21 protein-coding genes are annotated in these 24017 nt (G+C 52.2%); 19 read left to right on the top strand and 2 right to left on the bottom strand.

The genetic code is table 11. The annotated features are described in order from the left end of the window. Positions 1–16: 16 nt before the first annotated feature. From HGH92_RS18140 to HGH92_RS18130, 3 genes are all read left to right on the top strand, one after another. Positions 17–859, top strand: coding sequence for a helix-turn-helix domain-containing protein (locus tag HGH92_RS18140; RefSeq protein WP_168872172.1), 843 nt, complete (start codon positions 17–19; stop codon positions 857–859). 77 nt (positions 860–936) lie between these two features. Beyond that, on the top strand, positions 937–2139 hold the full coding sequence (locus HGH92_RS18135; RefSeq protein WP_211092667.1) for an MFS transporter: 1203 nt from the start codon (positions 937–939) through the stop codon (positions 2137–2139). Beyond that, positions 2136–3551 carry an amidohydrolase family protein gene (locus HGH92_RS18130; RefSeq protein WP_168872171.1) on the top strand — a complete coding sequence of 472 codons (1416 nt, stop codon included), beginning with the start codon at positions 2136–2138 and terminating at the stop codon, positions 3549–3551. Before HGH92_RS18135 ends, HGH92_RS18130 begins: the two co-directional genes overlap by 4 nt. Before the next feature lie 56 nt (positions 3552–3607). On the opposite strand, the gene lepB is transcribed toward HGH92_RS18130, so the two are convergent. Then, a complete protein-coding gene (lepB, locus tag HGH92_RS18125; protein WP_168872170.1) occupies positions 3608–4807 on the bottom strand; it encodes a signal peptidase I in 1200 nt (399 codons plus the stop codon). Between the two features lie 176 nt (positions 4808–4983). On the opposite strand from lepB, the gene HGH92_RS18120 reads away from it, so the two are divergent. Then, positions 4984–5961, top strand: a complete 978-nt coding sequence (locus HGH92_RS18120; protein WP_168872169.1) for a sugar phosphate isomerase/epimerase family protein — start codon at positions 4984–4986, stop codon at positions 5959–5961. A 5-nt stretch (positions 5962–5966) separates the two neighbouring features. Here HGH92_RS18120 and HGH92_RS18115 read toward each other — a convergent pair whose 3' ends face one another. Continuing rightward, positions 5967–6359, bottom strand: a complete 393-nt coding sequence (locus HGH92_RS18115) for a hypothetical protein (protein WP_168872168.1) — start codon at positions 6357–6359, stop codon at positions 5967–5969. A gap of 89 nt (positions 6360–6448) precedes the next feature. Between HGH92_RS18115 and HGH92_RS18110 the strand changes: the two genes are divergently transcribed. The 15 genes from HGH92_RS18110 (at position 6449) to HGH92_RS18040 (ending at position 23998) form a co-directional block, all read left to right on the top strand. Beyond that, positions 6449–7663: a tetratricopeptide repeat protein gene (locus tag HGH92_RS18110; protein WP_168872167.1), complete on the top strand. Its 1215-nt coding sequence runs from the start codon at positions 6449–6451 to the stop codon at positions 7661–7663. Further along, positions 7656–8207: a hypothetical protein gene (locus HGH92_RS18105; protein WP_168872166.1), complete on the top strand. Its 552-nt coding sequence runs from the start codon at positions 7656–7658 to the stop codon at positions 8205–8207. Before HGH92_RS18110 ends, HGH92_RS18105 begins: the two co-directional genes overlap by 8 nt. 218 nt (positions 8208–8425) lie before the next feature. Next, entirely contained in the window at positions 8426–9025 is a 600-nt protein-coding gene (locus HGH92_RS18100; protein WP_168872165.1) for an RNA polymerase sigma factor, read from the top strand. Positions 9026–9146: 121 nt separating this feature from the next. Continuing rightward, positions 9147–10304 (top strand): FecR family protein, encoded by a 1158-nt coding sequence (locus tag HGH92_RS18095; protein ID WP_168872164.1) that lies wholly within the window; start codon positions 9147–9149, stop codon positions 10302–10304. A gap of 272 nt (positions 10305–10576) precedes the next feature. Continuing rightward, positions 10577–13915: a TonB-dependent receptor gene (locus HGH92_RS18090; protein WP_168872163.1), complete on the top strand. Its 3339-nt coding sequence runs from the start codon at positions 10577–10579 to the stop codon at positions 13913–13915. 21 nt (positions 13916–13936) lie between these two features. Beyond that, positions 13937–15520: a RagB/SusD family nutrient uptake outer membrane protein gene (locus HGH92_RS18085; protein ID WP_168872162.1), complete on the top strand. Its 1584-nt coding sequence runs from the start codon at positions 13937–13939 to the stop codon at positions 15518–15520. A gap of 145 nt (positions 15521–15665) precedes the next feature. Continuing rightward, positions 15666–16304, top strand: a complete 639-nt coding sequence (locus tag HGH92_RS18080; protein WP_247654970.1) for a (2Fe-2S)-binding protein — start codon at positions 15666–15668, stop codon at positions 16302–16304. Beyond that, positions 16301–17281 carry an FAD binding domain-containing protein gene (locus HGH92_RS18075; RefSeq protein WP_168872161.1) on the top strand — a complete coding sequence of 327 codons (981 nt, stop codon included), beginning with the start codon at positions 16301–16303 and terminating at the stop codon, positions 17279–17281. The genes HGH92_RS18080 and HGH92_RS18075 overlap by 4 nt, the downstream gene beginning before the upstream one ends. After that, on the top strand, positions 17278–19461 hold the full coding sequence (locus tag HGH92_RS18070) for a xanthine dehydrogenase family protein molybdopterin-binding subunit (RefSeq protein ID WP_168872160.1): 2184 nt from the start codon (positions 17278–17280) through the stop codon (positions 19459–19461). The genes HGH92_RS18075 and HGH92_RS18070 overlap by 4 nt, the downstream gene beginning before the upstream one ends. A gap of 4 nt (positions 19462–19465) precedes the next feature. Continuing rightward, positions 19466–20623, top strand: a complete 1158-nt coding sequence (locus tag HGH92_RS18065; RefSeq protein WP_168872159.1) for an XdhC family protein — start codon at positions 19466–19468, stop codon at positions 20621–20623. After that, entirely contained in the window at positions 20623–21207 is a 585-nt protein-coding gene (locus tag HGH92_RS18060) for an NTP transferase domain-containing protein (RefSeq protein WP_168872158.1), read from the top strand. The genes HGH92_RS18065 and HGH92_RS18060 overlap by 1 nt, the downstream gene beginning before the upstream one ends. A 170-nt stretch (positions 21208–21377) precedes the next feature. Beyond that, a complete protein-coding gene (locus HGH92_RS34355) occupies positions 21378–21452 on the top strand; it encodes a hypothetical protein (RefSeq protein ID WP_410493980.1) in 75 nt (24 codons plus the stop codon). A gap of 46 nt (positions 21453–21498) precedes the next feature. Continuing rightward, entirely contained in the window at positions 21499–22392 is an 894-nt protein-coding gene (locus HGH92_RS18050; RefSeq protein ID WP_168872156.1) for a phytanoyl-CoA dioxygenase family protein, read from the top strand. A 12-nt stretch (positions 22393–22404) separates the two neighbouring features. Further along, positions 22405–23217, top strand: a complete 813-nt coding sequence (locus tag HGH92_RS18045; RefSeq protein WP_168872155.1) for an SDR family NAD(P)-dependent oxidoreductase — start codon at positions 22405–22407, stop codon at positions 23215–23217. 37 nt (positions 23218–23254) lie between these two features. Then, positions 23255–23998 (top strand): DUF72 domain-containing protein, encoded by a 744-nt coding sequence (locus tag HGH92_RS18040; protein WP_168872154.1) that lies wholly within the window; start codon positions 23255–23257, stop codon positions 23996–23998. Positions 23999–24017 lie beyond the last annotated feature (19 nt).

The raw sequence follows: 24017 nt of genomic DNA, 5'->3' as shown, positions 1-24017 counted from the left end.
GTAACAGCAAATCATCATGGCGACCACCGGGCTAAAGACATTGGGCATCGAGAAAATTTTCAATCTCCCCTACCGGCAGGAGGATTTTAAACTGATGGTGCATGCGCCCATCAATATGCCTGTGATAGACGAAGCGCATAAACATGATTTTTTTATGCTGCTGATCATCGGCCACAAAGGCAGCGGCACCCATACGATCGATTTCAGGGATTATAAAGCAGCACCCCGTACCGTTTTTTTCCTGGCGCCCGGCCAGGCCCACCAGTGGGACCTTTCCGCCAGCACTACCGGTTACCAGGTGATGTTCTCCGGAAGTTTTATGTTGCAGAAAGGGCCGATGTGGCCGTTTTTCACACCTTCCGCCCATCCCTCGCTGAAGTTAAGCCCGGAACAATACGTCCAGCTCGATGCCGAGTTGCAGCTGATGCTGAAAGAAACAGCCGCCAATATCACGCAACACCGGCTGCAAATTATCCTGTTGCTGCTACAGCGCTGGTATGCGGTCGCTTATCCTTCCGAAACAGCCGCTGCCGGCAACCGGCTCATCAACCGTTTCCTGCAGCTGCTGGAAAAACAATATGCGCAACACAGCGAAGTGAGTTACTATGCCGCTAAACTACATGTCACCCCCAGTTATCTCAACACCGTCTGCCGCAGGGAATCCGGCATCACCGCCGGTGAATATATCCGGGAAAGGTTACTGCTGGAAGCCAAGCGCCTACTCATACTGACAGATATGGACGTCAAGGAAATCGCCTTCTCCCTCGGCTTCAACGACACCTCCTACTTCTCCCGCTTTTTCAGGAAGTATACCTCGCAAACGCCGTTAGACTTCCGCCGGCAGGCCGGACATCTATAAAAAGTACCCTTCATTCAATAATGAGTACCATTTTACCCCTTTCATCAATTTTACTTTTGCAGTAAAGGAATAATTGTATGGAAAATATGATAACACTGCCTGTCGAAAGGAAAGGCAGCCGGATATCAAACACGCTTGTAATACTGATGGCCGTCACCTGCGGAATGGTGGTAGCCAACATCTATTACAATCAGCCGCTGTTGCTGATGATGGCCGACACCTTCGGTGTCAGCGACAGCAAAGTAAGCGTGATTGCCACCATTACACAGGTGGGATATACGCTGGGGTTACTGTTGATCGTACCACTGGGAGATAAAACAGAAAGACGTAAACTGATATTATGGAAACTTGCCGGCGCCACGCTTTGTATGTGGGTGGCGGCAGCGTCCATGAACTATTATATGATGGTGGCCGCCAGCCTGTTCATCGGCTTCTTCTCTGCCGTGCCGCAGCTGTTGCTGCCCATGGCCGCCACGCTGGCACCGGATGAAGCCCGCGGCAGAATTGTCGGTAAAGTGATGAGCGGACTGCTGATCGGTATCTTGTTGTCCCGCACCCTCAGCGGTATCATCGGCGCCCATTTAGGCTGGCGCGCGGTGTTCCTGCTGGGCGGCGGCATGATGGCACTTCTACTGATGGTGCTTTATCGCCTGTTGCCTGCTGATCCGCCTACCTTCACTGGCAGCTACGGAAGCCTGATGAAATCACTGGTGTCACTGATAAAGACCTATCCGCCGTTACGACATGCAGCGCTGACCAGCTTCCTGACATTCGGCGCTTTCAGTGTGTTCTGGACTACGCTGGTATTTTTGTTGGAAGGCGCTCCTTTCTTTTATAAAAGCGATATGGTAGGACTCTTCGGCCTGATCGGCGCCTGTGGCGCACTGGCGGCACCGGCGGCCGGTAAGTCTGCCGACAGCAGAGGGCCGCAGTTCCCCCTGCGTATCGGCGTATTGGCCATGCTGGCCTCTTTTGTGATCATGGGCTTCTCCGCCGCTTCACTCACAGGGCTTATCATCGGCGTTGTCCTGCTGGATATCGGTCAACAGGTAGCGCATATCTCCAACCAGTCCAAAGTGTTTGCACTGCTTCCCGAAGCGCGCAGCAGGCTTAACACCGTGTACATGACCAGCGCCTTCTCGGGTGGCGCCCTCGGCTCACTGCTGGGCGCGCAGGTATGGAGCCACTGGCAGTGGACCGGCGTCTGTGCCCTCGGTGGCGCCTTTGTACTCGCCGCGTTTTTACTGAATTTTCAACAACGGAATAATACATCCTCATGAAAAAAAATATCTTAACAGTTCTCTCATTACTCGGCGTGATGACGGTCTCCGCACAACAACCCGCGGACCTGGTCATCTCTCCCGTAAAAGTGATCGATATCAAAACCGGGAAAATCACACCGGACCAGGCCATCATCATACGGCATGACACTATTCTGGCCGTTACCTCCCTGCAACGCGCACGACAATACAAGGCCACACAGACTTTCGACGGCGGCAACCAATACGCTATGCCTGGCCTGTGGGACAATCACATGCACTTCGGCGGCGGCGATACCCTTGCAGATGAAAACAAAAACTTCCTGCCGCTGTATCTCGCACATGGCATCACCGCTGTCCGCGACTGCTCCGCAGATATCAGCGCACAGGTATTAAAATGGCGTGACGAAGTAAACAAGGGATCATTGCAGGGGCCGACTATTTTTACGTCCGGCCCCAAACTGGAAGGATATAAATCCGTATGGCTCGGCGATATTGAAATAGGCACCACCGCAGAACTGAACCATGCGCTGGACTCACTGCAACGTATGCACGTAGATTTCGTGAAAATCACCGACAATACCATTAAACCGGAACTCTACCTGGAAGCCGTGAAAGCAGCCCGTCAACGCGGCATGATCATTTCCGGGCATGTGCCTTATGCACTAACGTTGCAACAGGTGACCGACGCAGGCCTTAGCTCTGTGGAACACCTGTCATACGTCTGGAAAGCAGGCGTAAAGGACGAAGCAGCCCTTTCCCACAGCATCGCCAATGGCGACATCAAAGGCCGCGATATTAACCGGTACATACTGGCCCATTTTGATACCACCGCCGCGCTGAAGGCCTATCGCCACATGGCAGCCAAAGGCACGGCGGTTACACCTACCCTTTCACTCGGTCAGGTCCTGGCTTATTTTGACCAGGACGATCATGCCCACGACCCTTACCTGGCCTATATCGGCAAAGGATTACAGAAAACGTATGAGATGCGGGTAAAGAGAGTAATGAAAGACGACAGCGCCGCTATCGCCTACCGGAAAGAACTATACGAAAAAGAATCCGCTATTCTGCCATTGCTGCAAAAAGCAGGCGTCATGATCATGGCAGGTACCGATGCAGGTTACCTGAACTCCTTCGACTATCCCGGCATCGGGCTTCACCGGGAGCTGGCACTGATGGTACATTTCGGGCTTACACCGTTACAGGCGTTGCAGGCTTCTGTGATCAACTCTCCCCTGTTCCTGCATCAGCAAGGCTATGGAGCGCTTGCCGCCGGTAAAAAAGCGGACATCCTGCTGCTTCGTGCCAACCCGCTGGAAGACATTCTCAATACAGAAAAAATAAATGCCGTAGTCACGAAAGGCCGCCTGCTGGACCGCTCCGCGCTGGACCAGCTGCTCAATAAAGTGAAAGCGGACAACGCCCGCTGATTTTCCCTGCTGTCGTACATACCAGGCGAGGCTACCTGAAGGTGGCTTCGCCTTTTTTATTTGATCAGCGTAAAAAACCTGCTCCAGCGGATATAAAAATCCTTATACGTTTTGTGAAAGCTGAACCATATCACCCAGGCTTTGCCGATCAGATGGTCTTCCGGCACAAAGCCCCAGAAACGGGAATCGATGGACTGGTGACGATTATCACCCATCATCCAGTAGTAGTTCATTTTGAAAGTATAGGCTTTTGTTTCCCTGCCGTTGATAAATATTTTATCCCCTTTCACCTCCAGCTGGTTGTGCTCATAGTTGACGATGACACGACGGTAAAATGGTAGTACACAGGTATCCAACTGCACCGTGGCACCTTTTTTAGGCACGTACACCGGTCCGTATACATCCTCGCTCCAGGCGTATTTGTCAGGGTCTCCGGGGAAAATGCCTTTGCGTGTTTGTATTTTGGGATCTGCATAGATGGTATCGCCCCATTTCTTTACCAGTGCCACTGCCTCTTTCGTAAGATCGTAGGTATAATAACGACTGGAATCTGTTCCCAGGCCATATCCGCCAGACAGGCCAAGGTCCTTTTCCTGTTTATCATTGAACGGTTTACCGCTTCTTGTTTTCACCCGGTAGCTAGTCAACGCGTTCGGTGGCTCAAATCCGGATTTGCCATTTACGAACAGCTGTCCGTCTGCCACCATGATGGTATCGCCACTGATACCTACACAACGTTTGATCCAGGTCTCACGTTTGTCTACCGGCCGGTAAATGGGATCGCTGTAAAACATTTTGAGCGTGTCGGGCGTCATGTTCCGTTTCATCACATAATAGTCTGCGTCATCACCCGATTTGCTGTACAACGCCGTGTCACCGCAAGGATAGTTAAACACGATCACATCGTTTCTTTCTATGTCACTGAAGCCGGGCAATCTTCTGTAAGGCCATTGTATCGCGGTGGAATAGGCTTTTGTGGTTTTGGTAAAGGGCAGGGTGTGATTCGCAAACGGGAACGCCAGTGGCGTCATGGGAATACGCGGACCATAGCTGATCTTACTAACAAAAAGATAGTCGTGGATTAACAGGGTCCTTTCCATAGAGCCGCTGGGGATCATAAAGGCCTCAAACAGGAAAGTCCGGATCAGTGTGGCCACCACGACGGCGAAAATGGCCGCATCTATCCATTCCCTGACTTTTGATTTCTTTTTTTGGGGTCCCCCGGCCGTTTTCCTCTTCCAGAAAAATAGCTTCATCGAGTTGGCTTTAGGATAATGAGTTGTCTAAACAATTTAACCAATTAAAACCATATCCGGATAAAAATTATTTAGCCGAAAACCCGCTGCAGTAAAGCAGCAGCAACATTTTCCGTGATGATAAAACCGTTTTTCTTAATTTCGGTCATTATCCACGTTGCAAACAATATTATTACATGCGTAACTCACGACGTTCGTTTATTCAACAGGCCGGACTACTAGCTGCCGGCATGATGCTTCCCGGCCATCTTTTTGCACAGACGGAAAAAAAAGGCCTCACCCGCAACATCGGGCTGCAATTGTACACGCTGCGCGACCAGCTGGACAAAGACGTTAAAAGCACCATCATCCGCGTAGCGCAGATCGGTTATAAAGAAGTGGAGACTTATTACGGCTATCAGGGTGAAAAAGACAAAGGCACTTTCTGGGGCCTCAAACCGTCGGAGCTGAAAGCCCTGTTCCAGGAATACCAGCTGGCCACTCCCAGCGGGCACTATCAGCTCAACGATTACCTGACCCGCGGCAACGGCAACCCCGCTGCCCTGCAACCACAGATCGACCTCGCAGCGGAACTGGGCCAACAGTATTTTATTGTGCCCGTACTGCCGCTTTCCCTGTGGGACAAAAAACTGAAAACGGACGATTATAAGTTCATGGCCGACCAACTGAACAAAGCCGGCGAACTGTGTAAGAAATCAAATCTTCATATCGGTTATCATAACCACTACTGGGAATTTAAAAAACTGGCAGACAGCGCCACCACCGGCTATGAGGTGATGCTTAAAAACACAGACCCAAAACTGGTGTCCTTTGAGCTGGACCTCTTCTGGGCCGTGAAGTCCGGCGTAGACCCGCTGAAGCTCTTCTCCGAAGCGCCCGGCCGTTTCGTAGCCTGGCACGTAAAGGACATGGATAAAAAGAACACTGCCAGTCTCACTGCCGCCGGCAATGAAAACAAGACATCCATGCAGTTATTGTCCGGCGTGTCTTTCGCAGAAGTAGGCACCGGCAGCATTAACTTCCGGCAGATCTTCGCCCAGGCGAAACAGGCCGGTGTGCAGCATATCTTCGTTGAGCAGGACAAAATCACCATTGATCCGTTTGACAGCATCACCACAAGTTACAATTACGTGAAAAACGTATTACTGAAATAAATTCCTCAGCCCCGGGCTAAAGCCCGGGGTATCAATCCCACCAGCAAAGCGGCATATAGTATGCCGAGCAGTACCCAGGACAATGTCATGGAAAACTGCCCGATTATGGCCGACATCCCCACCACACAAGCGATCAGGCCACTCGCAAAAATAATCTGCCAGGTAAGCCGCATCCGCATTCCGATACTTAGTAATATTCCCAGCTGCGCTGTCATCGTCAATGTGAAACAAATATGTACCGGCCAGTCATCGCGCCAGTTTCCCCCACCAGCCACCAGCAGCCTTATCCACCAATACTCCATTTCATACAGCCGCGATTCAAAGAAACTTCCGAAATACAACAGCAGGCTGCAACCTACCAGGCCTGTTTTTACCATGGGGACCAGGACGTTTTTCATAACATTTTTTTAATTCAGATGCCACCCCGCGGCTTTTTCCATAATGACGTACTTTCGCATTTCAAACAAAGCGTACCTAAGATATGTCGATGCATGAAATAGAATCCCTGGTGGAGATGTCCGTTTACTGCCTGCACGAAAGCCAGGATAATTCCCTGGACCGCAGAAGCCTTTTTTACAGCCTGTATGAACTGCAGTCGCAGTTTGATACCGGCTTTACCCATTTCCGGGTGATGGACATCCTGACACAACATCGTTTCGTGTATACGTTCCCGATAACTGCGCATCCTGCTTATGCCCAACACCAGGCATTCCTGGACAGCCTTGCCGCTGCCCGGAAGTTCAGCTTTATTTATACCGAACCGGAAAACGAATGGGACGCGGAAACCAACCCGGTAGCCGGTTACGCCCACTTCGACCAGCAACAGCAGCAGTATATCCTCTACTGTGATGCCGGTTCCACCCTGTGGGAGGCTTTTGTGGCCAACGGCACGCTGCAGGGCGCCGACGCTGTGCCGCCCCAGCTGTTCGATGTGTTCACCATGGCCCGCATCATTGCCGACTACGCCGCGCAACAACAATACCGCGATGTGCTCGCCAGCTGGTACCACCTGTTGCCCTACATGGTGATGGCCGCCGAACAGGAAAATGAACCCATCGACCAGGAAGCCCTGAAAACCATACTGGGCCACGTAGTCGCCAACGACGCCATCTATGAGGAAAACCTGCCACCCATCGACGAGCTGCCCGAAGGTGGTGAACTCGGCAAATTCTGCGAGTGGTGGTACGCTCCCGCCAAAGGGAAAATGAAAACAGCCGCGGAACTGGACAAAGACATAGCCCTGGACCTGGACGCCGTTCCTTTCACACAGGAAGTGGAGAAAACCGCCGCCTGGTATGACAACGAGGTGCGCAACCTTCTCGAGGGCATTCATCAAAGCATTTCCGATATGGAAGACAACGGCTATGATGAAGCCGCCCAAAAAAGTATTGAAACACGCCTGTTACAAGGGCTGCAATACGCCATCAAAGGCCTTGAGCTGGCCCCTGATGAACCCGGTCTGCTCGTCAATATGGGCTCTCTGTACATGCTGGCCGAAAACTATGAAGAAGCGCTGGCCTCCTATAACAAAGCGCTGGCCATTGCTCCGGACAACAGTTATGTACACCTCAACCGTGCCATCCTCTTCTATCAAATGGAAGATGTGCCCATGGCCATTGACTCGTTTGAAAAAGTGCTGGCCCTTGAACCAGGCAATGAATTTGCCCAACAATGGCTCTCCCATCTCAAAAACAATGGATAATATCCTCTCACAAATAACAACAGCACTCGGCATCACCCTGCCGGGTGCCTATGCCCGCTTCCTCGAAACGGAGCAACTACGGGAAAGCCGCCTCGTCACCGATCTGGTAAACCTCTATGGCACCAATGATATCGTGACCCGAAACCAGGACTATGAGGTACAACGTTACCTTCCCGGCTATCTCAGCATTGCAGACGACAGCGGGGGCTGCGGTATCTTTCTCAATACCGCGCAACCTTCGTTAACCGTGTACATCACCGGGTACGGCGCCCTGGACCCGGGATGCATGGACGTTCTCAGCGACGATTTCCTTCAATGGGCACAACAAGGCTATTCCCTGGAAGTATTACGGGAAGCCCCGGCTTTTATAGCCGCCCGCCAGTCACCGGAAAACCTGCTGCGCAACGAGCGGATCAAACTCCACCAGGCCCTTTCAGCACTGGAAGCTGAAAAATCCCGGATGGACCTCAAAACCTACCTCCTGCGGAAACGCCAGCTGCAACAGGAAATACAGGACTTTGAAGCCCGGAATGGCAAACCATAGTCCCGGGCCTTGGGACTAACGCCCCGGATTACAACCGGTAAAGGCTTCCATTGCCGCATCTCCTCTCCAAAGGTTCTGGCTTTTTTACCGATTTATCATGTTATCTTTGACGACCCCGGTTGCCATTTCTTTCATTACACTGTTATACCCGTCATTCATTTTATAGTAGTGACCTCGCCGGGGGCCAAATAATTGATTGATAAGTATCTGGACGCAGGATGCAGCACGACGTAGCACAGGAGACGATATTATTTGACCGGATCTCGGAAGGGGACGAAACAGCGTTTGAAGCACTGTTTCATCTTTATGTGCCCCGCATCAGGCCTGTCATCTTCCAGATTATCCAGGAAGAAGCGCCGGTAAAAGATATCATCCAGGAAGTATTCCTCGGCCTGTGGATGGGACGGGATAAGCTGTCCGCTGTCAGCAGCCCCCGTAACTGGATCTTCAAAATGACTTACCACCGTTCCTACAGCTGGCTCCAAAAACAAGGCGTCCGCGAAAAAGCCCGTCACCAGCTGTCCTGGAGCGAAGATGAATATACCAACGTCACGGAAGAAAACCTGTCCCTCTCCGAAACATCCCGCTTAATACGGGAAGCCATCGCTCAGCTGCCACCGCAGGCCATGAAAATATACCTCCTCAGCCGGGAAAGCGGCCTGAAGATCGCCGAAATTGCAGGCCAGCTGGACATCTCCGTGCAAACCGTCAAAAACTCGCTGGTACGCTCCCTCCGTGCCATCCGTGAATACCTCCTCAAACATGGTATTAGTATCCCTTTGATGCTGCTTTCTTACAGCCTCTCCCACTTTTTTTAAATTTTTTTTCAGACAGATAGGTACTATCGCATTGTTCACGGTACGTATAGGCAGGGACACCCCTGCAACCGGGTCATCCCGCACCAAAATCCAACGTTCACGCGATACTAAAACCACGTCATTGCCAGATACTGAAAGACTGATATATCTATTGTCACAGGCCCGCAAACGCCTCGCCACGCAGGAGGAATACACGGAACTGCTGGAGATGGTCCAGGCAGACGAAACGGGCATGGTCAATGCGCAGATAGAAGCCTTCCACGGCCCCACGGCCCCGGACAGCAACAACCCTGCGGAATGGCAACAACTGATGACCGATATCCTCGCGGCCGACAAGTCGCGGCCCGCCACCCGCATAAAACCTCTCCACTGGAGATGGATGGCCGCTGCCAGCCTGTTACTGCTGGCCTGCGCCGCCTGGTGGCGGTTGCAACCGGCTAAAGCACCGGTGCCGGTACACGCACAAGCCACACCCGATGTGGCCCCCGGCGGCAACAAAGCCATACTCACCCTCAGCGACGGTTCTCAAATAACACTCGACAGCGCCACCAACGGCGTACTGGCGCAACAAGGCAGCAGCAAAGTCACCAAACTGGCCAACGGCCAACTGGTATACGATGCCTCCGGCAGCAGTCAGGGCAAAATACTGTACAACACCATGAGCACACCGCTCGGCGGACAATACAGCCTTATCCTCCCCGATGGTTCCAAAGTATGGCTCAACGCCGGTTCGTCTATCACCTATCCCACCGCCTTCGCCGGCCAGGAAAGGAAAGTAAGCGTAACAGGCGAAGCCTTTTTTGATGTAGCAAAAAACGCTGCCATGCCCTTCCGCGTCGCAGCTCACAATACCACCGTGGAAGTATTAGGCACTCATTTTAATATCAACGCCTATACAGACGAAGCCACCATCAATACCACCCTCGTGGAAGGCGCCATCAGAGTGTCTGCCCACAACCGCCAAATGGTGCTGAAACCAGGCCAGCAGGCCAGGGTGGGACATACGGACGTACAAGTGGCCGACCAGGTGGACCTGTCCGCCATCACGGCATGGAAAGAAGGGTACTTTTCCTTCACCAACGCGGATTTACCGACTGTCATGCGGGAACTGGCCCGCTGGTACAACCTGGAGGTCAGCTATGAAGGAAAAATACCGGAGCGCGTGTTTAACGGGGAAATAGGCCGCAGCCTCACCCTCGCACAGGTGTTGAAAGGGCTGTCCAAAACAAGGATCAAATACAGAATAGAAGATGGCCACCGGATTATTATCCAGCCATAACCTTTATAAAGAACGATGAAAAACAAAACAGGAACAATGATCAATTCAGGCTAACATAGAGGCATTCCCATGTACTTTAATGAAATAAGCCGGGGATAAAGATTGGCGTCAGAACCCCGGCCTTAGTTCAGTTAAACCAACAAACAAGTCGGTAAACATTCTTCATTAATTCAACCAAACATTGCAAAAGTATGCAAGTAAAGGCTATTTGTAATTCCGGACCCGGTTGTCATCCAAAAAAGGCCGGGCTGTTCAACAAACTTTTGTTAGTTATGAAGCTAACTTCTCTACTGCTCCTGACGGCTATTTTACAGGTAAGCGCTGCCACCAGCGCCCAAACCGTCACCTGGTCCGCCCGCGCGGCCAGTCTCCAGAAAGTGCTGAACGTTATCCGCCAGCAAACCGGATATGCGTTCTTCTACGACCGGGAAGACCTGAAAAACACATCACCGGTAACCGTGGAACTGAAAAACGCGTCCCTGCACACCGCAATGGACATCGTGCTGCAACACCAGTCCCTCAGCTACGAGGTACAGGGAAATACGGTATTCATCACCCGTAATGAAAAAACAGAAAAAAATATAAAAGCGGAAGTAAGCAACACCCCTCCGCCGGTAACCATCTCCGGCAGGGTGACAGACGAAACCGGCACAGGTATCCCGGGCGCTTCCGTAATGGTGAAAGGCACTACCAAAGGCGCTATCACCAACCCCAACGGGGAGTTCCAGATCGCCGGCGTGGATGAAAATGCCGTGGTGACCATCACCAGCATCGGCTACACAGCGCAGGAAATAGCCCTGAAAGGAAAAACACATCTCAACATCGTCCTCCAGTCTGATGTGGCTTCCCTGAAACAACTGGTAGTAGTAGGTTACGGCGTCCAGAAAAAAGCCAACCTCACCGGCGCTGTCTCCAGCATCGGCAGCAAAGAACTGGCCAACAGGCCCGTTACCAGCGTGAGCAACGCGTTACAGGGCACCATGCCCGGCGTGACCGTAATGGCTGCCAGCAGCGGCCAACCCGGTGCCGACGGCGCTAAAATCCGTATCCGCGGTATCGGTACGCTCAATACCACCGATCCGGTGATCGTAGTAGACGGAGTAGTGACCAACGTGGCCAACCTGAACAATATCAACCCGGACGATATCGCCTCCATGTCTGTGCTGAAAGACGCCGCCTCCGCGGCCATCTACGGTTCCCGCGCGGCCAACGGCGTCATCCTCATCACCACCAAACAAGGCAAAAAAGGCGCACCGCAACTTAGTTACAATGCTTACGTAGGTAAACAAAAAGCGACCGGCCTGCCTGACTTTTTGCCTTCCTGGCAGGTAGCTGAACTGGAAAACCAGGCGTCCATCAATGAGGGCGGCGCAGCTAAATATACGCCGGCGCAAATCGCCAAGTACAAAGACGGTTCCGACCCTTACAACTACCCGAACACAGACTGGCTCGGCCTCTTCTACAAAGGCAGCGGTATCCAGCAAAACCATTACCTGGGCCTCACCGGCGGCACCGAGAAAACACAATACGCATTGTCCCTCGGTCTCTTCGATGAAAACGGCCTTGTAAAGAAAACTAACGCCAAAAGATATACGACGCGTCTCAACCTGACTTCCGAAGTGGCCAACCACGTGAAAGTAAATGCGAACATTGGCTTTACTTCTACCGGTCAGCAAGAACCCTCCAATCCTTACACCGGCGATTTCCAACAGCTGGTAAGACAGATCAACAGGATCAACCCGCGTATACCTTATAAATATGCCAATGGTCAATATGGCTCCATTGGCGACGGTAATCCCATGGCATGGCTGGAAGGCAACAGCCTGAACACGTATTCCTACTATGATCTAGTAGGTAACGTGGGCGTGGACTGGGAGATCGTAAAAAACCTGCACTTCAAGCCCTCCCTGGCTTATATCATGAAGATCAACCACATTAAGAAGTTCAGGGCTGATCAACAATATTACAATGCCAACGGGGACAAAACCTTCTACCAGGGCCCCAGCTCCGTTACCGATCAGAATAACTTCGGCAACACCGTTACCCAACAGGCATTGCTGGAATACGCCAAGTCCTTCAACAAGCACAACTTCAAAATACTGGGTGGTTTCTCCCAGGAACAAACAAAATACTCCTTTGATGAAGGATACCGTAAAGGCTATCTGAACAACGAACTGACCGATCTTAACCTCGGTGCTACTGAAGGACAATATGCACTCAACTACGGTTATCAACTGGGCCTGCGCTCCTGGTTCGGCAGACTGAACTATGACTTCGACGGTAAATACCTGCTGGAAGCTAATCTGCGTTATGACGGATCTTCCCGCTTTGCAAAGAGCAACAGATGGGGCACTTTCCCGTCTTTCTCCGCCGGCTGGAACATTGACAGAGAGGCGTTCTTCGAGGCGCTGAAACCAGTGGTGTCCAACCTGAAGCTGAGAGCTTCCTGGGGCATGCTGGGCAACCAGTACATCAAAGGAATAGATGACGCAGCTTATCCTACCTACCCGTACTATCCCTACATATTTACCGTTGTCGGCAACCAGAACTATGTATTAGGCGGACCGGCAGCCGGCGTAGTGCCAGGCGTGGCCCCGGTTAACGGCGCCAACCCGGACATCAAATGGGAAAGCACCACGGAAACAGGCGTAGGTATCGATGCAGGTTTCTTCAACGGTAAAGTGAATTTTTCTGCGGACTATTTCCATAAAATGACCAATGATATCCTGCTCGCCATTCCTGTAGCTGCAGCGTACGGCTTCAAAGCGCCTGCCCAGAATGCAGGCTCTGTGCTGAACCGCGGCTGGGAATTTGTGTTGAGCTATGCGGATACCAAAGGAGACTTTAATTACAGCGCCGCTTTCAACACCGCGTTTATTCACAACGAAGTGACCGACCTCCGTGGCTCCGGCCCTATCATTAACGGATATACCTTCCAGCAGGTAGGTTATCCTGTAAACTCCCTCTATGGTTATATCGCAGACGGTATCTTCCAGTCAAAAGATGAAGTAAAAAATTCAGCTACCCAGTTACCTACCACAGCACCTGGCGATCTGAAATACCGCGATATCAACGGTGATGGCAAAATCACCGGAGATGACAGGCAATACCTCGGCAGCTACTTCCCGAAAGTGACGTTCGGCCTGAACCTCAGCGCTTCCTGGAAAAATATTGACCTCGGTATCTTCTTCCAGGGTGCTACCGGTGTTAAAAACTACATCGATGCAGGTAAAATCGGCGCTGTCGGTGGCAACGCCAACAAACCGACTTCCGCATTGCTGGACACCTGGACAACAGACAACCAGAATGCATCCCTACCACGCGCCTGGTATAACTATAAACAAAATGATCCCAGCGGTACACCTTCTTCCTTCTGGGTGAAAGATGGTTCTTACCTGCGCCTTAAAAACCTGCAGGTAGGTTATTCACTGCCGGAAAAAATGATCAAACGCATAGGACTGACCAAACTGCGCTTCTACTACAGCGGCCAGAATATCCTCACGTTTGACCATCTCTACAAATGGATAGATCCGGAAGCGTCTATCACCAGCAGCATCTATTATTACCCGCAGGTGAAAGTGCACACTTTTGGCGTGAATGTTAGTTTTTAACCGTTACGAAAAATCATGATCATGAAAAGAAACCTTCTCTATATACTGCTTGCCGGCGTGCTGACACAGACCGCCTGCCAGAAAGATTTTCTCGACAAATCGCCTTCCGATGGTTACAGCAATGAATCCCTGTGGACCACCGAAGCTGCTGCATCCGCCGCGCTCAACGGGTGTTACAAAGGATGGGAAACCAGCACCAACATCCTCTACATGGATGCTGTAAGTGATAACAGCTACAGCCAGTGGGCGTGGGACAATTTCCAGCACCTGGGCAACGGCACCGCCACTGCTACCGATCCTCAGGTGGTAAGCCAATGGGATTATGTCACCATCCAAAAATGCAACTGGTTTATTGAAAATGTGGACAAAGCCACTATCGGCGATGACCTGAAAAATCGTTTCAAGGCAGAAGCCCGCTTCCTGCGCGCATACCGCTATTTCCTGCTGTCTCAGCTCTATGGCGACGTTCCGCTGGTAACCAAAAATATCAGCGTAGCTGAAGCCAACAGCATCAGCAGAACTGCCCGCGCAGATGTCCGCAAATTTATCACCGATGAACTCGCAGCCATTGCACTGATACTGCCTGATAAATACTCTGGCAGCGATGTGGGCCGCATCACCAAAGGCGCCGCTTTGTCACTGAGGGCACGCGTGGAACTGTTTGACAAAAACTATGCTGCTGCCATTGAAGACTGTAAAAAAGTAATGGCATTGGGATATAGCCTCTACCCCAACTACACCGATCTTTTCCGTCAGGATAAGAAAAACAACCAGGAAGTGATCCTGGATGTTCAGTACAAAGCCAACGAGAAAGACAATGCCAATACTGACCTGGGTATCCTGCCTTCCTCTGGTTATGGCGGATGGGCTTCTCTCAGTCCTACCCAGTCACTGGTAGATGCTTACGAAATGACCAACGGCAAAACCATCGACGATCCTGCTTCCGGCTATAGTGAAGACAATCCGTACGCCAACAGAGATCCTCGTTTAGCCGCCAACGTTGTATATCCCGGATTACAGTACAGCGGCAAGTTCTACGACCCGATCACTTCTGGCGGCGCCGACTATTACAGCGAAGGCAACAACTCTCCTACCGGTTACCTCGTAAGAAAGTTTGTTCCTTTCCTGTCTGACTTCCCTGACATGTGGAATACCGGTGTGAACATCATCGTGATCCGTTATGCGGAAGTACTGCTCACTTATGCTGAAGCACAGATAGAATCCGGCGTGATGGACAACAGCGTATATCAGGCACTGGACGATATCCGCACCCGCGCCGGCATGCCTGTGGTAGACCGCGCTGTGTACAACAACATCGCGTCCCTGCGTACGCTCATCCGTCGCGAACGCCGCGTGGAACTGGCGCTGGAAGGCCTCCGCTGGTATGATATCCAGCGCTGGCAGATAGGCACCACCGTTAGGACCGGCACCGTATATGGCACCCGCCTCGGCACTGTAGACGCCGGCACCGGTAAAGTGACGCTGACCGGCAACCATGTGGTAGTTGAGCAGCGTAACTTCAATCCGCAAAGGGATTACCTCTGGCCTGTTCCGCAGAAAGAAAGGGACATCAACAAAACCCTGGGGCAAAATCCTGGTTACTAAGAATTTTTTGACGTACAATTTTGATAAGAAGACCGAAGCGATTTAAACTCGCTTCGGTCTTCCTCTTTTTACCATCCCCAAAAATCGTAAATCGAAAAATTCCTAAATATTTGTACCTTATTGCTGAATAAAACCCTTGTGTATTATGTCACAAGCACCAAACGAAAACCCGTCCCGCCCGGGAAAAAAGGACAAACACGAAGCCAGGCGTGACTTCCTGAAGCAATCCTCCGCATTGATGGCCCTGGCGCTCACCCCGCCGCTGGTCGTAAAAGCAGGGGAACATGATGAAGCGATCGCCGGCCTGTTTGAAAAAATGCCGCTCAGCCTGGAAATCAACGGGAAAGCTTACCAGCTGTCTGTTGAGCCCAGGGTGACCCTGCTCGACCTCCTCCGTGAACAGTTGAACCTGACAGGCACCAAAAAAGGCTGCGACCATGGTCAGTGCGGCGCCTGTACAGTACATGTCAACGGTCAGCGGATCAACTCCTGCCTTACCCTCGCCGTGATGCAGGAAGGGAAAAAAATTACCACTATCGAAGGTCTTGCTCAGGGAGATACCTTACACCCTGTACAGGAAGCTTTTATTAAGCACGATGGCTTCCAGTGCGGTTATTGTACGCCCGGCCAGATCATGTCGGCCGTGGCCTGTATCCGCGAAGGGCATGCAGGTTCTCCGGAAGAGATACGCGAGTTCATGAGCGGAAACATCTGCCGCTGCGGTGCCTATGACAATATCGTAGCAGCTATTACGGAAGTAAAACAGGGAGGGCATATCGTATGAACCAGTTTTCCTATGTAAGGCCTGCCAGCCAACAGGCCGCTATTGACGCCATCACCAGAGACAGCGCTGCCAGGTTCATCGCCGGCGGCACCAATCTGCTCGACCTGATGAAAAACGGCGTGCTGGCACCGGAGAGGCTGGTAGACATCAACCGGCTGCCGCTGAAAAACATTGCGCTGAACAATAATATCCTGCATATCGGCGCCCTGGCGCTCAATAGTGAAGTGGCGGCGCATCCGCTGGTAAAAACACATCACCCGTTGTTGTCACAGGCACTGCTGGCCGGCGCTTCGCAGCAGCTACGCAACATGGCCACCATCGGCGGCAATATGATGCAGCGCACCCGCTGCAGCTACTTCTACGATATCACTATGCCATGCAATAAACGGACGCCCGGCAGCGGATGCAGTGCTATCGGCGGTATAAACCGGATGCATGCTATCTTCGGTGCCAGCGATCAGTGTATCGCCGTACATCCCAGCGATATGTGCGTTGCCCTTACAGCCCTCGATGCCACTGTGCTGGTGGCCGGCCCCAAAGGCAACCGCAGCATTCCCTTCGGTGAATTCCACCGGCTGCCCGGCAATACGCCCGACAAAGACAACAACCTCAGCAAAGGCGAACTGATCACCGGTATAGAAATACCAAACAGTCCCTTTACTAAAAACATATATTACCTGAAAGTGCGTGACCGTGCTTCCTATGCTTTTGCCCTTGTCTCTGTGGCCGCAGCACTGGACATCAGCAACAACACAATACGCGGCGCCCGCCTGGCAATGGGTGGCGTGGCCCACAAACCCTGGCGCCTGCACGAAGCGGAAAAAACACTGATTGGCAAAACACCGACGGCAGATAACTTCCGTATAGCCGCTACCGTGGCCACGCAGTCGGCCCGCACTTATCCACACAACGCATTCAAAGTGCCCATGGCACAAAACAGTATCGTCACCGCCTTACAAAAAGCAGCTGCCGTATGAAAAAGCAAGCAGTAGGACAATCCATGGACCGCGTAGACGGACGCCTCAAAGTAACCGGAGGCGCCCGCTACTTCGCTGACCATCAGCCGGAAGGCATGCTGTATGCCGCATTGGTATGCAGCCCTGTCAGCAGCGGCCGTATCACCGCTATTGACGCTACAAAGGCGCTCAGGGCGCCCGGCGTGGCGGATGTGGTGTCTCACCTCAACGCACCGCCCGTTCCCGGTTATAAAGCCGAAAACCCCAATCCTAAACAGGGGCTTAAAATATTCCATGACGACCATATCTATTCCAACGGCCAGCCAGTAGCCATTGTGGTGGCCAATACACTGGAGCGGGCGGTATATGCCGCCACGCTGGTGAAAGTCACCTATGCGCAGGAAGTACATCAGACAGATATGGCCCGCAGCATGGACCTGGCCTTTCAGAACAAAAACATGAAAGACTACCTGCGCGGCGAGGCAGATACATGGAAAAAAGCGCCGGTCAACCTGGAAGCGGAATATAATATCCCCATCGAAGTACACAACCCGATGGAACTGGCGGGCATCATCGCCCACTGGGAAACACCCGATAAACTAACGCTCTACGCCAAAACACAAGGTGTAAAAAGCGTACAACAGTCATTAAAAACACTCTTTCAGCTGCCGGAAACCCAGATCACCGTACACTCGCAGTTCGTGGGCGGCGCTTTCGGCATGGGCCTCCGCATGTGGCCCATGGAAGTGGCCACTATCATCGCTGCAAAAAAAATACGCAAACCAATAAAACTGGTCATCACCCGCAAAGACATGTTCACCCTGGTGGGCTATCGTCCTGCGGCTAAACAACGTATAGGCATTGGCGCTACTGCCGATGGCAAACTGACCGGCATCACCCATGAGGCCGTGGCCAACACTTCACCGTATGAAGATTTTACAGAAGGGATTGTGAACATAACCCGCATGATGTATGCCTGTCCCAATGTAAACACACACTACCAGCTGGTGCCGCTCAACCTCAGCACACCGGTATGGATGCGTGGCCCCGGTGAAGCCACCGGCGCGTTCGCGCTGGAATCCGCCATCGATGAACTGGCCCATAAGCTACAGATGGACCCGTTACAGTTGCGCATCATCAATCATGCCGACACAGACCCGGAAAAGAACCTTCCATACTCCAGCAAATACCTGAAAGAAGCCTACGAAATGGGCGCCGCTAAAATAGGCTGGCAGCAACGCAGCCAAACTCCCGGCAAACTGGAAGAAGACGGCTGGCTGGTAGGCTATGGTATGAGCAGCGGCGTATTTGGCGCGGGTCGTGGCAGAGCTACCGCCAGCGCCACCCTCAAAGCCGATGGCACCCTGGTGGTACGCAGCGCCGCCGCAGATATCGGTCCGGGCACCGCCACCGCCATGGTACAGATAGCCGCCGATGCTACCGGCATCGATGTTAAAAAAATAAAATTTCTGCTGGGAGAATCGGAATACCCCGAAGCGCCCCGCCAGGGCGGCTCTTCCACGGTATCCACCGTCGGCAGCGCCGTGAATGACGTATGCCGCAACCTGCAACAGAAACTGGGCGAAATGGCCATCGCCAACGTCCCGGCATTCAAAAACCTGAAAGCGGAAAACATTCAGCATGAAGACGGCCGGCTGGTAGCCGGCAACACCCGGCTGGATTATGCCGCAGTGCTGCAACAGCAGCAGCTGCCGGAAGTGGTGGTCACCACCACCTCCCAGGCCGGCGACGAACGGAAACAGTACGCCATGTACTCCTTCTCTGTTCATTTCACCAAGGTACATGTACATCCGGCCACTGGCGTGGTACGGATCAAACACATCGTCAGCGTGGCCGATTCAGGCACCGTCGTAAACAGTAAAACGGCCCGCAGCCAGATGATTGGCGGCGTGGTAGGCGGCATCGGCATGGCACTCACGGAAGAAGCCCTGATCGATCACCGCTTCGGCCGTTATGTCAACAACAACTATGCGGACTACCATGTTCCCGTGAATGCAGACACACCGCCAACAGACGTGCTGTTCATCAATAAAAAAGATCCTGTTATTAACCCGATGGGTGCCAAAGGCATGGGCGAAATAGCCCTGATAGGCTTTGCTGCCGCTGTTTCCAACGCGGTATTCAATGCTACCGGCAAACGGGTCCGCGACCTGCCCATCACTCCCGACAAACTGATTTAATACCATGCAGAAAGAGCTGGAAGATATTGTGAAGGCGTACCTTGCCGCCGTTGAGCAAGGCCTGCAAACGGCCCTCGCCACCGTTGTACATGTAGAAGGCTCGGCCTACCGCCAGCCCGGCGCACGCATGCTGATCACCGAAAACGGAGCGCTGACAGGCGCTATCAGCGGCGGCTGCCTCGAAGGCGATGCGCTGCGCAAAGCCCAACTGGCCATGATGCAACAAAAACCCATGCTGGTCACCTACGATACGACAGACGAAGATGATGCTGCCGTTGGCGTGGGACTGGGCTGCAACGGCGTTATACACATCCTCCTGGAACCGCTGGGGCCACACCTCGCCATGAACCCGCTCACGCTGTTGCAACAACATGCCGGCAGACGCGATACAACGGTCATGGTTACACTGTTTAATCTCGAACAACGTTCCGCTCCGCAGCCAGGCACCTGTATACTCGTCACCGACGGCGGTGAAAGACAGGTCCACCTTGAAGACGGCCCGCTGCGTACCGCCGTGCTGTCAGACGTATGTGCGGCCTTTTCGGCGCGGCGCTCCGCCGTGAAAACATACGACAATGGCAGGGAACAAATCACCGCGCTTATCGCCTGGCATCCACCGGCATTACAACTGCTCATTGCCGGCGCCGGCAACGACGTACAGCCACTGGTGAAAATAGCGGCGATATTGGGATGGCATACCATCGTGGTGGACGGCCGCCCGGCTTATGCCCAACGGCAACGTTTTCCGGAAGCCACCCGCGTGATTGCCGCTAAACCGGTAGAAGTGCTGCAACACCTGCAACCCGATGATTATACCGCCGCCGTACTGATGACACATAACTACAACTACGATATCGCCCTGCTTACGGCACTGCTGCCACACCACCTTCCTTATACGGGCGTCCTCGGCCCCGCCAGGAAACTGCAACGGATGCTACAGGAAATGGAAGATGCCGGCACCGTGGTCTCCCCTGAACAACAGGCACGTATATACGGCCCTGTTGGACTGGACATCGGCGCAGACGTACCGGAAGAGATAGCCCTTTCCATCATCAGCGAAGTAAAGGCTGTCATGGCCGGCGCACCCGGCGATTCCCTGCGCAACAATCCGTCCGCTATCCATCAGCGCGCCCGGCAACAGATTATCCAAAAACAGTTATAATGAGGCATACAGGTGCGGTCATCCTTGCTGCCGGCGCCTCCCGGCGTTTGGGCACACCCAAACAGCAGGTGCGCTTTCAGCAACAAAGCCTGTTGCAACGGATCATCCAAACTACGCGGCAGACCACCGCCAACCCCGTGGTAGTGGTGCTGGGCGCCTTTGCAGATACTATCCTGCCCGACCTGCAGGATAGTGAAACCAACATCGTCATCAACACTGACTGGGAAAGTGGCATGGGCAGCTCTATACAAAGCGGCGTGCGGGAACTGATACGTATAGACCATAACGTTAGTGACGTCCTTATCCTGCTGTGCGACCAGCCTTTTATCACCCCAGTCCTGCTGGAAGAACTGATCACCACTCACTACCGGCAAAACAAAGGCATCACCGCCTGTAGCTATGGCCCTGCCATTGGTACGCCCATAATATTCAGCAGCACCTTTTTTCCTGGCTTACTGGCGTTAACAGGACAGGAAGGCGCGAAAAAAATTATCCTGCAACACCAACAGGATGTAACAACCATCCCCTTTCCCGAAGGCATCATAGATATCGATACCCCGGAAGATCTCGAAAATCTCCGCTAACCCCATCATTATCAATCATCGAAAAAAAACATCAGGCCGTTGTATTTTTTATCAGATCTTTTTTCCTACATTTGTCTACAGAATTAGTAGACTAATAAAATCTACCATTATGGAAAATCATCATCGATATCTAAACCTGCGCCTGCAAAGGCTTCTGTCAGCCAGTCAACCTGCTGCCGGCTCCTGTTGTTGTTAATCCTGCTCCCCTCTGCTGCGGTCTTCCCCACCAACTTCCGCACGTATAGCATCATTTCAAATCTTCATTTTTTACTGTTACAAAATCTGCTCGTAATGAAAACGAACAACCAACCCGTATTTCATCTGGGGAAAACTGTCACTGCGCCACAACTGAACTACTTCCAGCAACATGGTATTATACAGTTTAAGAACTTCCTCGACAAAGAATCGTTGTCTCTTATTTTAAGCGAAGTGGCACAGGTACAGGATTTCCTGCTGCGCAACCAGGTACAGAAAGTAAACGGTATCCCATTGAAATTTGGCAGCGACATCAACGGTGCGCCACTGGTACAACGTATCGCATTTGCTTCTCATTACAGCAATGCGCTTCGCGAACTCCTGAAAGATGAACGCCTGCTCGCATTGACCAACCTGCTATCGCCCTATGACGGCCGCATCGGCGAAAATGAAAAAGACGGCCTCGTCATCAATCATTATGTAAATACCGACAACAGCCAGTTCCGGCAGTTAGGATGGCATACCGACAGTCCCCGTGACCTTTTCCTGGGATCACGGATACTGCCTATGCTCAACGTGGGCATCCACCTGGACGACTGCCCCCTGGAAAACGGCGGCCTGCGGGTGCTTGCAGGCACGCACCATCAAAGTCTTTTCCGGCTGCTGTTCCGCAAAAAATATTTCATCGATCATACGCCGGACGACCGGGAAACAGGCTTCGATATTGAAGCCGGCGACCTTACCGTGCATGACGGCCGGCTATGGCACCGTGTGCAACAGTCACCTTTCACCGGCGAAAAAAGCCGCCGCAGGGTGATGTACATCCCCGTGGTGACCGGCGCCTATCAGCCAAAACATGCTCAGTCCCCCACGCCATTTTATCACAAACTGGCGCAGCTGAAACAGCATCTCTACGGCGGAAAACCGCAATGGGCCGCTGTTAAGGCCGCCGAAGGCAAACTCGCAAAAGTTAACAGTACTGCTATCTAAAATATTATACGTATGTCTTACGCATTGGTAACCGGCGCAGCCAAGGGTATTGGCAAAGCCATTGCAGCCGAACTGGCACAAAGAAACTATCACCTGCTACTGGTAGACCTCGACGATACATCTTTGCAGGAAACTGCGACAGCATTAGTGGGGCTTTATCACGTCCATGTACACACGCTCCATCAGGACCTGTCGCAACCGGATGCACTGTCGAAAGTCACGGCATGGAGCAGCCGTTGGCACGAACAGTTAACGGTGGTAGTGAACAACGCCGGCTATGGTATCAACGGCGCTTTTGAAAATCTTTCCCTCGAAGAACAGTTCAACATCATCGATGTGAACATCAAAGCACAGGTGGGATTATCATACGCCTATATCCCGGTACTGCGCCGGTTTCCAAAATCATGGTTGCTCAACCTCGCCAGCACCACTGCCTATCAGACCGTCCCCTATCTCAATATCTACGCTGCTACCAAAGCCTTTGCGCTGTCGTTCACCAGAGGCCTGCGCTATGAGCTGCGCCACTCGCCTGTTTCGGTAAGCGCATTGAGCCCGGGCAGCACCGATACTGATTTCGTGAACCGTGCCCGCATGGGCAATAACACCCGCAGAATTGCGGACCGTTTCAACATGACGCCGGAAAGCGTGGCTAAAATAGCAGTGAACGGATTATTTAAAGGCAAAGCGGAAATTGTGCCGGGGTTCATCAACAAACTGAATGCATTCCTGCCGAAATTTTTCCCCAAACCACTGGTAGAAAAAATTGCCGGAAACATTTATGAACAACGGGAAGAAACACCGGCGGTAGCCATTACAACAGCCTGATCTGTAATGCCGGAACAGCTTTTGCACCCTGTTGCATATGGCAAAAAAGGGTACTTATATCGGCACTTCCGGCTGGAGCTATAAACACTGGAAGGATATTTTCTATCCTCCTGAATTAAAGCCGGTAGAGTATCTGGCGTTTTATGCACAGTCATATAAAACAACAGAGATCAATACCAGCTTCTATCATCTGCCCAAACCAGGCACTGTGGAAAACTGGGTACATAAGGTACCAAAACGTTTCTGGTTCTGTCCGAAACTCAGCCGGTACATTACACACATAAAACGGCTGCTGGACCCGGCAGAACCACTGGAACGCTATTTCAGTATATTCGACCCCGTGAAAAAGAGCCTGGGACCGGTATTAATCCAGCTACCGCCGTCCCTGGTTTTCGAACCGGAACGGCTATACGTATTTTTTGACCTCCTGAAAACCGTCTACCGGGATTATGAGTTTGCGCTGGAAGCCAGGCACGACAGCTGGTTACAGGAAGACGCCTTTAAGCTGCTGGAGAAATATAATATAGCGTGGGTCATCGCAGATTCCGGTGGCCGCTGGCCGTTTGCAGAAAGAATAACGGCAAAGCATATATACATCCGTTTCCATGGCCCTAACGGCCACTACGACACGGCCTACAACCATAAAACGATGACTGCCTACGCAGCCAAAATAAAACAATGGCATGATGACAAACACGCCGTATGGGCCTTTTTCAACAACGACGGTCATGGATATGCACTAAAAAATGCGACCGAGCTAAAATCTTTGCTACAAGTCTGAGAATATCAAAACAGCAAAA

This window comes from Chitinophaga varians, from assembly GCF_012641275.1.
In the GTDB taxonomy this organism is placed as follows: domain Bacteria; phylum Bacteroidota; class Bacteroidia; order Chitinophagales; family Chitinophagaceae; genus Chitinophaga; species Chitinophaga varians_A.
Note: the sequence above shows the minus strand (reverse complement) of the source record. Positions and strands in the feature narration are given on the sequence as shown.